Here is a 10,247-nt window from a genome sequence, read left to right as displayed (position 1 = left end):
TTTACAAATAAAAGAAGCATGATTTGTCTTATTTGTAGGAAACTCGTGTTATTGATTTTTTTAAAGGAGTTTGAAACAGAATGGATTCTTTTCAAAGGTATGAGCTGAGACGGTTAGAACATCAAAGAGAAGAGTATGAGATTGTGATTCACTTAGCTGATCACCTATCGGAGTTTGCTGATGAGTTAGGTACGTTACCTAGAGAAAAGAAAGATGTAATTGTACTAGCAAAGCAGATTGTTAAAGAGCGTTACCCCCATATCAAGGTAACAATGGTTAAAGTGATAATTGGCGGGTTTGCTATTACCTCTCTTCCGTTAATGGGAGGAAATGAAGCATCCGCACAGGCAACTGCTCCTGTGCCTGCCGCTACTCAAGCATCACAAGATGGTTCCATCTATTATCAGGTTGTTGCTGGAGACACTCTTTGGAATGTATCGAGGAAGTTCAATACAACGGTGGATAATGTTAAAAGGGCAAACCAGCTAACTTCCGATCTCTTACAACTTAATCAAAGGATCATTATCCCAAAGGCATTTCATACAGTAGGAACGGGTGACTATTTGACAGTTCTTGCTAAGAAATACGATACGACGGTTACGGCAATAAAGGAAGCAAACGGCTTAATCAGTGATAGTACTCGGCTTGGTCAAATGTTGATAATACCTGTGCATATGAACGGACAGGCGAACCAAATGGCTCCGGGGGCCTCTCAGCAATCTAAAACAAGCATTTATACAGTTGTAGCAGGAGACACGTTATCAGCAATCGCGAAACGATTTGGAACAACCGTTGAAGCCATACTTACTTCAAACAATTTACCAACTGACTTTTTGAGAATCGGCCAAACGTTGACTCTGCCAACGAATGCTACTACCAACCCGGCACCTGACACAACAGCTCCCGTGCCGAAACAAGTACCTACGAGATATACGGTTGTTGCGGGGGATAGTTTATCCGTCATTGCGAAACGTTTTGGGACAACAGTTGAGGCTTTACGCAGTGCGAATCACCTAACAACAGATTTATTAAGAATCGGTCAAACGTTGACTCTTCCAACGAATGCTACTACCAACCCGGCACCTGACACAACAGCTCCCGTGCCGAATCAGTTGCCTACGAGTTATACGGTTGTTGCGGGGGATAGTTTATCAGTCATTGCGAAACGTTTTGGGACAACAGTTGAGACGTTGCGAAGTGCTAATAACCTAACAACAGATTTATTAAGAATTGGTCAACCGCTCACCATCCCAACAGGAACGAAAGCCACAGAATCTGCACCAGCACCAACTGAAACGCAAACGCCGGCAGCGAGCACGAATACCGAGGAACGAACTACGTTTACGTATGCTGTTCGAACAGGGGACAGCCTCTCTGTGATTGCCAAAAACTTCGGGGTAACGGTTAACGCCATTCGTTCAGCAAATAACTTGAGCTCAGACCTCTTAAAGGTAGGGCAAGCATTAACCATACCAAATGGCATCAACGCACCAGCACAAACTGGTGCGAATACCATTACTTACACCACTCATACAGTAGTATCGGGTGACAATATTTGGGATTTAAGTATACGTTATGGCATTCCTCAGTCCGAGTTACTTCGAGCAAATAACATGACGGCTACCAGCAAGCTTTCAATCGGTCAAAAATTAACAATTCCAGTTCATAATATTGGTGCTAAATCAGTTGTTAGTGAACGTAATGGTGAGTATTTGGATTGGAGGACGGAGGCTCAATATGTCTTTCCGATAGGTAAAACAGCAAAAGTGACCGATTTCGCGACAGGAAAAAGCTTTTACCTTAAAAGAACAATTGGTGCTAACCACGCAGACAGTGAAACTGTGACGATCAACGATACAAATATCGCAAAGTCAATATGGGGTGGTTTCTCATGGACACCTCGAGCCGTCATTTTAGAAATTGATGGCAGAAAAGTAGCAGCGAGCATGAGCTTTATGCCCCATGAACGTCAATACATCACAAATAACGGGATTACAGGGCATTTCGATGTTTATTTTGGAAACTCTACTCGCCACATTGATGGAAGAGCTGATGCTTCTCACCAAGCTCAAGTTGAACGAGCAGCAGGACTAAGATAAAAAGTGGAAAACAATGATAGAATTTTTTTGCTCCAATTGAAGCAATCTCATTTAATAAAGGGATAAATTGTAAAAAATGCCAGGTACGGATCAAAAAATTTGAATGGTGCCTGGCACTTTATGATGAGGAATGATTGGATTAGAAACATGAACTCTTTTGTTCATTCTATCTTGATAATCCTTTAATCTACCCTCAAACTGTAATTGAAAATTGGCCGAATGGGGGAGGTCACTTGGTTTAACAAGAGCGAGTTTTTTTTCAAAGTCAATGACCTGACTTTCTTTTAAGACAGATGCCACAAACTGAGAACAGAAGAAGGCATTTTTTCTTTTGATTGGTCTATTTAACATTACACCAAATAATCCGATAAAATTATAGCGATAGTGCTTTTTGTTGGCAGCTATTGCTTGGATATGCTGATTCATCTTTTGATATTCATCATTTGTTATGGTTAAAGAATAGATCGCACAATTTGCTTGTTGAAATAGGACCCACTGCATATCTTCTTTAACAAATCCTCCAATAAAAGGGTTTCTCGCTGTTTTTCTCCCAAAACTATATACTTCCATTAATTCTGAATCAAAGGCGATGGAGGCATGATTATAAGGTTTCTTTGTATAGGACTGAATCAACCTTGTTAAAATCGTTCTAGTATCCGTTAACACTAAATAAATCTTTCCTTCTTTAATCATGATCATCACCTTCTATCTTTTATGTAATTAGTATAAAGAAAAAATCTTACGAAAGACCTAAACAATTTCTTAAGAAAAAATTAATATTAACAAAGTTTGATACTTTTAAAAACAAAGCAGGTGTAACGGCACCTGCTTTGTTCATTATAATCCTTCAGTATCTTTGTCATTTTTGTATTCTAAGATATCTCCTGGCTGACAATCTAATGCTTTACAGATTGCATCTAAGGTGGATAGTCGAATGGCTTTTGCTTTTCCATTTTTTAAGATCGAGAGGTTAGCCATTGTGATTCCAACCTTCTCTGAAAGTTCTGTTACGCTCATTTTCCTTTTCGCCAACATCACGTCAATATTGATAATAATCGCCATTTTTTTCACCTCAGACCGTTAAGTCGATTTCTGATTTAATATCAATCGCTTCTTTTAATAGTCTTTGAAGTACAGCGGCAAAGACGGCGATCACCATTGAAGCACCAACAACGACCATTCCGACTAATACAAGACCAGGTGCGTCATCCCACTCGGCTATGATAAAGACCAATGGCAGGGCAACGACATACATGCCACTAATGGTGATGGCACATTTTTTTATGTTTTTTAGAGCAATTACAGATAGTTCCGAGAAAGCTAAGTTCTTGTCAATATAGCGTAAAAGCTTAAAGGCTTGGTACAACGCAATGTAAAACGGTATCGTCGACCCATACATAACAATTAATATCCCAAATACCACATAAGCCAGCGTTGCACCATTTCCTGCATGTTCAAAGGCCTCAACCGCTATCTGGGGCAACAAAAAGATACACAAAGCAAGAATGGGCAATCCCATTAAAATTACAGCAGCCTTTAAAAAAAGTGTTGATCCATTTTTCATAAAAAGCACCTCTCCTAATTAATCTTAACTTGATTTTAACACCTTATTTATCGTTTTACAATAAATATTTATCAAAACACACAGGGACGGTTCTCCTGCATCCTTCGTTTTACGAAGGATGCAGGAGAACCGTCCCTGTGACTATCGACAAATGATTAGAATAATAGTAGAATGTATTTTATTGAATATATTCAAATCCGCACTCGTGCGGTGGAGGTTCTAGCACCCCTCTGTAAAAAAACTAAGATAAGCGGGACTTCTCTTAGAGGTGTCGTTTTTTTATTTTTTAAATTACACGCTTATAGAGGTTCTAGCACCCCTCGATAAAAAAACTAAGAAGAAGCAGTACTTCTCTTGGTGTACTGTTTTTTTATGTTGAAAAGGAGTTCTTTCAATATGTTAAAAGATGAAAAAGCGATCGTTGTGTTTAGTGGTGGTCAAGATAGCACAACTTGTTTATTTTGGGCATTAAAAAACTTTAAAGAAGTAGAGGCTGTTACGTTTAATTACAATCAAAGGCACAGTTTGGAAATAGAATGTGCAAAAAATATTACAAATGAACTAGGTGTAAAACATCATATTTTAGATATGGAATTACTCAATCAATTAGCACCAAATGCGTTAACAAGATCTGATATTGAAGTGAAGGATGGAGAGGATGGAGAACTTCCATCAACTTTTGTTCCAGGCAGAAACCTTTTATTCCTTACTTTTGCCGGCGTGTTAGCACAGCAAGTAGGTGCCAAGCATTTAATTACCGGTGTGTGTGAGACAGATTTCAGCGGCTATCCTGATTGCCGTGATATTTTTATTAAATCCCTAAATGTTACCTTGAATTTATCAATGGATGCTCAATTCGTGATTCATACCCCGTTAATGTGGTTGAACAAAGCAGAGACCTGGGGATTAGCTGATGAATTAGGAGCTTTTCAATATGTTCGAGAAAAAACCTTAACCTGCTACAACGGTGTCATTGCGGATGGCTGTGGGGAGTGCCCCGCTTGTGTGTTGCGTAGAAATGGCCTGGAAGAATTTTTAAACGGAGGAGGTCGTTAAACGATGTATGGTTTTAGAATAGTAGATAAATTGCAGAAATTCGGTGAAAACATTCAGGAGCATGAACTGAAATACCATATGAAACGAGTTTTAGTAAGCAAAGAATTTACCTTTGATGCAGCACATCATCTTCACAACTATGAGGGGAAATGTAAAAATCTTCATGGTCATACGTACAAAGTCATTTTTGGTTTAAGCGGATTTGTGGGTGACCGTGGGCTGTTGATTGATTTTGGCGATATTAAAGATATTTGGAAGGAAGAAATAGAAATCTTTCTTGACCATCGATATTTAAATGAAACACTTCCGTTAATGAATACGACGGCTGAGAATATGGTCGTCTGGATTTATGAAAAAATGCAGCAAAGCTTACAAAAAGAAGAGCGTCAAAAGCAATACCATGGAGCCCGAGTAGAATTTGTCCGCTTATATGAAACGCCAACAAGCTATGCAGAGGCGCGAAGGGAGTGGATGGAGGTATGAGTTTGACTCTTCCTGTATTAGAGATTTTTGGACCTACCATCCAAGGTGAAGGCATGGTCATTGGCCAAAAAACAATGTTTGTTAGAACTGCGGGATGCGATTATTCTTGCAGCTGGTGTGATTCTGCTTTTACATGGGACGGAAGTGCGAAAGAAGATATTCAGATGATGACTCCTGAAGCTATTTGGGAGGAATTACGCCAAATCGGCGGCGATCAGTTTTCTTTTGTAACCATATCAGGTGGAAACCCAGCACTATTGAAAAATTTAGATCGTTTAATTGATATATTAAAAGAAAATCAGATTAAAATGGGAATTGAAACACAGGGGAGCCGCTGGCAGGATTGGTTTCTTAAGATAGATGAATTAACAATCTCACCAAAGCCGCCAAGCTCTAACATGATTACCAATTTTGAAGTGTTAGATGATATTTTTGCAAAACTTAGAGAAGATCATTTCGAACATAACGTTAGCTTAAAAGTGGTGATCTTTAATGAAGGTGATCTGGAATACGCCAAGTCAGTGCATCTAAGGTACCCAGAAATTCCTTTCTACCTCCAAGTGGGGAACGATGACCTAACCAATCTGAACAACCAAGAATTGTGTCAAAAACTACTCCATAAATACGAATGGTTAGTCAACAAAGTAATCGAAGATCACCAATTAAACAACGTAAAAGTACTACCACAACTACACGCACTACTCTGGGGAAACAAAAGGKGAGTGTAATACAAAGGGACGGTTCTCCTGCATCCTTCGTTTAACGAAGGATGCAGGAGAACCGTCCCTTTGACAACGCACCTTTTTAGTACAAGTCGAGTATTCTATTGTAAAAATACTTGAGAAAAGAGGTGGCAGAGTGACTCGAAGGAAAAAGGTGGCAATTGTTACGCCTGGGTCGTTCCCAATCCCGGGGGTTAAATCAAGTTCTGTTGAGAGGGTTGTTTTAAATATGGCAGACCTTCTTCAAGACGAGGTAGATGTTTTTATTTTTGGAAAAAAGACAATAGAACAACCTTTTTATGAAAAAAAAGGCTCCATCACCTTCCACCGCAATTACATTCCCGCCAACACCTATATCCAACAAACTATTAAACAGCTCGAACTCCTACAACCCGATATCATACAAGTCGAAAATCGACCGCGATTTGCCAAACAGGTTCGCTTAGCAATGCCAAAGGCAAAAATTATCTTAGTCATGCAGTCTACTAGATTTATGTCACTTCCGCATATTGGTAAAAAGGAATGGGCAGCGTGTATAGATATGACGGATCACATTGTCGTGAATAGTCATTATTTAAAAGAATATATCATAAATGAAACAAATTGTCCGTCAAACAAAATAACCGTTAACCATTTAGGAGTAAATCTAACCCAGTTTAAACCCAAATGGATGAAGGAATGTAAAGCGTCAATAAAGCAGTTAAAAAGAGAATGGGGCGTAACGGATAAGAAAATTCTTCTGTATGTAGGCAGACTGGTGGAAATCAAAGGTATTCATCATATTCTAGAGGCAATGCCAGAAATCATAGAAGCAGACCCCTCTATTGTCCTCTTTATCGCAGGGATTACCCTTTCTTCTACTCTTCAAAATAAAGAGTATGAAGAGCGCTTGCATCGCTTGTCTGAGAATGTGAAGGGGCATGTTTTTTTCACACCCTTTGTCCCTCATGAGATGATTCAGCTTTGGTATCAGATGGCGGATTTGCTGGTTGTACCTTCCATAGCAGAACCATTTGGGCTTGTAAATATAGAAGCGATGGCAACAGGCACGCCTGTTATTGCGGCAAAATCAGGGGGCATTCCTGAAATTATCGAGCATGGTAAAACCGGGATTCTCATCAATCCAAACCAAGTAAGAGCGGAATTAATCTCACACATTCCCCAGCATTTTTCAAAGCCGAAAATCATAAAAAAGATGAGGGTGGAATGTGTATCACATGTTAGACACCATTTTACCTGGCAGCACACTGTAAAGAGACAGTTGGATTTATATAGTAGATTCACAGGTGATGTAATAGAAGAACGGTGACATTGATTGATGGACATTGTGGACTCTTTTAAAAAAAATCACACATTATGAAAACTTAGCCAAATAACATTCAATTTGCCCAATCTTTTTTGATGGGACAGGCATATTATGCTAAAAGATTTTCAAACTTCAACCAAAAGGAATCACTGCTTCATAGAGGGGATTGACAAAATGGTTAATACAGAATTTTGGAAGAATAAAAAAGTATTTGTTACCGGCCATACAGGATTTAAAGGGACATGGCTATGTCTATGGCTCTCTTCGTTAGGTGCAAAAGTAACGGGATACAGTTTAAAACCTCCTACTTCTCCAAGTTTATTCGAATTATGTCAATTAGAAAAACGGATCCCTACGAAATATGCAGATATTAGTGACATCGAGACGCTGAAAGAAGCCATTCTAACAGCCAAGCCGGATATTGTCATTCACATGGCAGCTCAGCCTTTAGTTAGGGCCTCTTATAAAAACCCTGTTGAAACCTATGCAACGAATGTTATGGGAACGGTTAATCTATTAGAATCCGTTAGAGAAGCTGTCCAAAATGGGATTGAAATCAAAGCGGTCGTGAATGTCACAACAGACAAATGCTATAGCAATAAAGAGTGGCCATGGGGATATCGGGAAAATGATAGGCTCGGAGGATATGACCCCTATTCAAACAGTAAGGCATGCTCTGAACTTGTCACGGAAGCGTACCGAAACTCCTATTTTCATCCGAAAGATTATGAAATACACGGGGTTGGTCTTGCAACAGCAAGGGCTGGTAATGTAATTGGTGGTGGTGATTGGGCTGTAGACCGCTTACTGCCAGATTGCATTGGTGTTATTTTACAGGGTGGAATAATCAAAATTCGAAACCCACATGCCATTCGACCGTGGCAGCATGTACTTGACCCAATAAGCGGCTACCTAACATTAGCAGAACACTTATATAAAAATGGAGGGCAGGTTGCAGATGGCTGGAATTTCGGACCAGATGACAAGGACGGGAAAACAGTGGAATGGATGGTAAAAAGCATTTGTACGAAATGGGGACAAGGAGTTGCTTATGACATGGAGACTGGGCCTCACCCCCATGAAGCACATTACTTAAAATTAGATTGCTCAAAAGCCAAACTAAATTTGGGTTGGTTTCCAAGATGGAGTGTAGATCACGCTCTAGATAAAGTGGTGGAATGGACAAAGGCTTACCAGGCCAATGAAGATGTAGCGGCTGTTTGCCTAAATCAAATCCACGAGTATTCGAACACGAGAATAGCAAATTAAGTTAGAAAACAACAAAAGGGGGAGAACCATGAAAGTCGTTATACTTTGTGGTGGAAAAGGCACCCGAATGAGTGAAGTAACCAATGAACTGCCAAAACCACTTGCGTTAATAGGGGATAAACCGATCCTCTGGCATATAATGAAAAGCTACCAACGTTATGGATTTAACGAATTTATTTTATTACTTGGTTATAAAGGCGAAAAGATTAAGGAATATTTTATCGACTATGAATGGAAGAATAATAGTTTTACATTGGACTCCTCAAATGGTCAGACAAGCATCTTGGCTGAAAGAGAAAAGTGGAAGATTACTTTTCTTGATACTGGTTTAAATACCATGACAGGAGGGAGAATCAAAAGGGCTTCCCCATATATAGGGGATGAAAGCTTTCTGTTAACCTATGGTGATGGATTATCTGATGTCAATATCAATGAATTGATTACGTTTCATCAGTCCAAAGGAAAAATTGCAACGGTAACAGGAATTAAAAAGAAAAGTCAATTTGGTACTTTGATTGTGAATCAGGGGATCGCTGAATCCTTTGAAGAAAAAACAAAGACAGAAGGAATCATTAATGGTGGATTTTTTGTATTAAATCCTGAGGTATTTCACTATATAGGAGATGAAACGAATTGCATATTTGAAGAAGAGCCAATGAAAAAGTTAACCGAAGATCAGCAATTAGCCGTCTTCCTTCATGATGGATTTTGGACAGCCATTGATACCTATAAAAATGTAGTAGAAGTCAATGAAATGTGGGAAAAAGGGGATCACTTATGGCATCCAAAGCTCCCATGAATGTCAAGCATAATTCAGAGAACGTATTCTGTTTGGTTCTGACGAAGACTAGACTGTATCAAGGACTAGCCTTGATACAATCGTTAAATAAAGTGATGGGTGAGGACTATTGTATCTTTATACATTGTATAGACCATGAGTCATTCACCTTCTTTAAAAAAAATAAACCAAAAAATTGTCATGTAGTCCCCGAAAAAAAATTCCCAAAAGAAATTCTCCTGCTAAGAAAAGAGAGGCAGATTCATGAATACTGTTGGACCATGAAACCAGTATTATGCGAATATATTTTAAAGAAATATCGCAATGTTAAACGAGTTACCTATTTAGATTCAGATTTGTATTTCTGGGAAAATCCTCGTCAAATATTTGAGAATCAACCTGACTGCTCTGTATTACTTTCTATAGAAGAGAAATACCTGCCTAATTTGAATACAGCGGTTTTGAGAAATAGGATCAAGATGACAGGCTTATACAATTCAGGGTTTATTAGTTTCAAGCAGGATGAGATGGGTTTGAAAGCGGTGAAATGGTGGAAAGAAAAATGCCTGGAAACCTGTAAAATCAGCACGAAGGAAGGGCTATTTGGAGATCAAAAATATTTAGATGAACTCCCTGCTTTATTTCAAAAGGTTTGCGCTATTAAAACCGCGGGAGTAAATGTTGGTCCGTGGAATTATTTAAAGTACCAATTCTCAACCCATAATGACATGATTTTCATCGATCATCATTTGCTCATTTTTTATCACTTTAGCGGGATAAGGGTAACAGCGAAAGACAATATTCAATCGGTGTATCAAGCGAACTGGAACCTTCCCTTAGTCTACGAATTATACAAAAAAGCTCTGAATGTGGTAGTTGATGAAGTAGAGAAAATGGACCCTAGCTTTAATGGCTTTGCAGGAGAAACTGATTTACAGAAATATTGGAATTAGGAGTTAAGTCTAAATGG

11 protein-coding genes are annotated in these 10,247 nt (G+C 39.0%); 8 read left to right on the top strand and 3 right to left on the bottom strand.

The annotated features are described in order from the left end of the window. The first annotated feature begins 80 nt into the window (after window positions 1–80). Window positions 81–2,099, top strand: coding sequence for a LysM peptidoglycan-binding domain-containing protein (locus BTR25_RS26925; protein WP_083652505.1), 2,019 nt, complete (start codon window positions 81–83; stop codon window positions 2,097–2,099). Window positions 2,100–2,189: 90 nt separating this feature from the next. On the opposite strand, the gene BTR25_RS21420 is transcribed toward BTR25_RS26925, so the two are convergent. From BTR25_RS21420 to BTR25_RS21410, 3 genes are all read right to left on the bottom strand, one after another. Next, window positions 2,190–2,792 carry a hypothetical protein gene (locus tag BTR25_RS21420; RefSeq protein WP_075690058.1) on the bottom strand — a complete coding sequence of 201 codons (603 nt, stop codon included), beginning with the start codon at window positions 2,790–2,792 and terminating at the stop codon, window positions 2,190–2,192. A gap of 144 nt (window positions 2,793–2,936) precedes the next feature. Continuing rightward, window positions 2,937–3,161: a helix-turn-helix domain-containing protein gene (locus BTR25_RS21415; RefSeq protein WP_075690057.1), complete on the bottom strand. Its 225-nt coding sequence runs from the start codon at window positions 3,159–3,161 to the stop codon at window positions 2,937–2,939. 10 nt (window positions 3,162–3,171) lie between these two features. Further along, window positions 3,172–3,663 (bottom strand): DUF2975 domain-containing protein, encoded by a 492-nt coding sequence (locus tag BTR25_RS21410; RefSeq protein WP_075690056.1) that lies wholly within the window; start codon window positions 3,661–3,663, stop codon window positions 3,172–3,174. 396 nt (window positions 3,664–4,059) lie between these two features. Between BTR25_RS21410 and queC the strand changes: the two genes are divergently transcribed. From queC to BTR25_RS21375, 7 genes are all read left to right on the top strand, one after another. Next, window positions 4,060–4,719 (top strand): 7-cyano-7-deazaguanine synthase QueC, encoded by a 660-nt coding sequence (queC, locus tag BTR25_RS21405; protein WP_075690055.1) that lies wholly within the window; start codon window positions 4,060–4,062, stop codon window positions 4,717–4,719. A gap of 3 nt (window positions 4,720–4,722) precedes the next feature. Then, a complete protein-coding gene (gene queD, locus BTR25_RS21400) occupies window positions 4,723–5,202 on the top strand; it encodes a 6-carboxytetrahydropterin synthase QueD (RefSeq protein ID WP_075690054.1) in 480 nt (159 codons plus the stop codon). After that, a complete protein-coding gene (gene queE / locus BTR25_RS21395; protein WP_075690053.1) occupies window positions 5,199–5,930 on the top strand; it encodes a 7-carboxy-7-deazaguanine synthase QueE in 732 nt (243 codons plus the stop codon). Before queD ends, queE begins: the two co-directional genes overlap by 4 nt. A gap of 130 nt (window positions 5,931–6,060) precedes the next feature. After that, window positions 6,061–7,233, top strand: coding sequence for a glycosyltransferase family 4 protein (locus BTR25_RS21390; RefSeq protein ID WP_075690052.1), 1,173 nt, complete (start codon window positions 6,061–6,063; stop codon window positions 7,231–7,233). Between the two features lie 171 nt (window positions 7,234–7,404). Beyond that, window positions 7,405–8,499, top strand: a complete 1,095-nt coding sequence (rfbG, locus tag BTR25_RS21385; RefSeq protein WP_075690051.1) for a CDP-glucose 4,6-dehydratase — start codon at window positions 7,405–7,407, stop codon at window positions 8,497–8,499. Window positions 8,500–8,527: 28 nt separating this feature from the next. Further along, window positions 8,528–9,298 (top strand): glucose-1-phosphate cytidylyltransferase, encoded by a 771-nt coding sequence (locus tag BTR25_RS21380; protein WP_075690050.1) that lies wholly within the window; start codon window positions 8,528–8,530, stop codon window positions 9,296–9,298. Continuing rightward, the gene (locus BTR25_RS21375) at window positions 9,277–10,230 is read left to right on the top strand and encodes a putative nucleotide-diphospho-sugar transferase (RefSeq protein WP_083652504.1); all 954 of its coding nucleotides are present in this window, start codon (window positions 9,277–9,279) and stop codon (window positions 10,228–10,230) included. Before BTR25_RS21380 ends, BTR25_RS21375 begins: the two co-directional genes overlap by 22 nt. The last annotated feature ends 17 nt before the right edge of the window (window positions 10,231–10,247 follow it).

It is taken from the genome of Bacillus sp. MRMR6 (assembly GCF_001940785.1).
Classification (GTDB): domain Bacteria; phylum Bacillota; class Bacilli; order Bacillales; family Cytobacillaceae; genus Neobacillus.
Note: the sequence above shows the minus strand (reverse complement) of the source record. Positions and strands in the feature narration are given on the sequence as shown.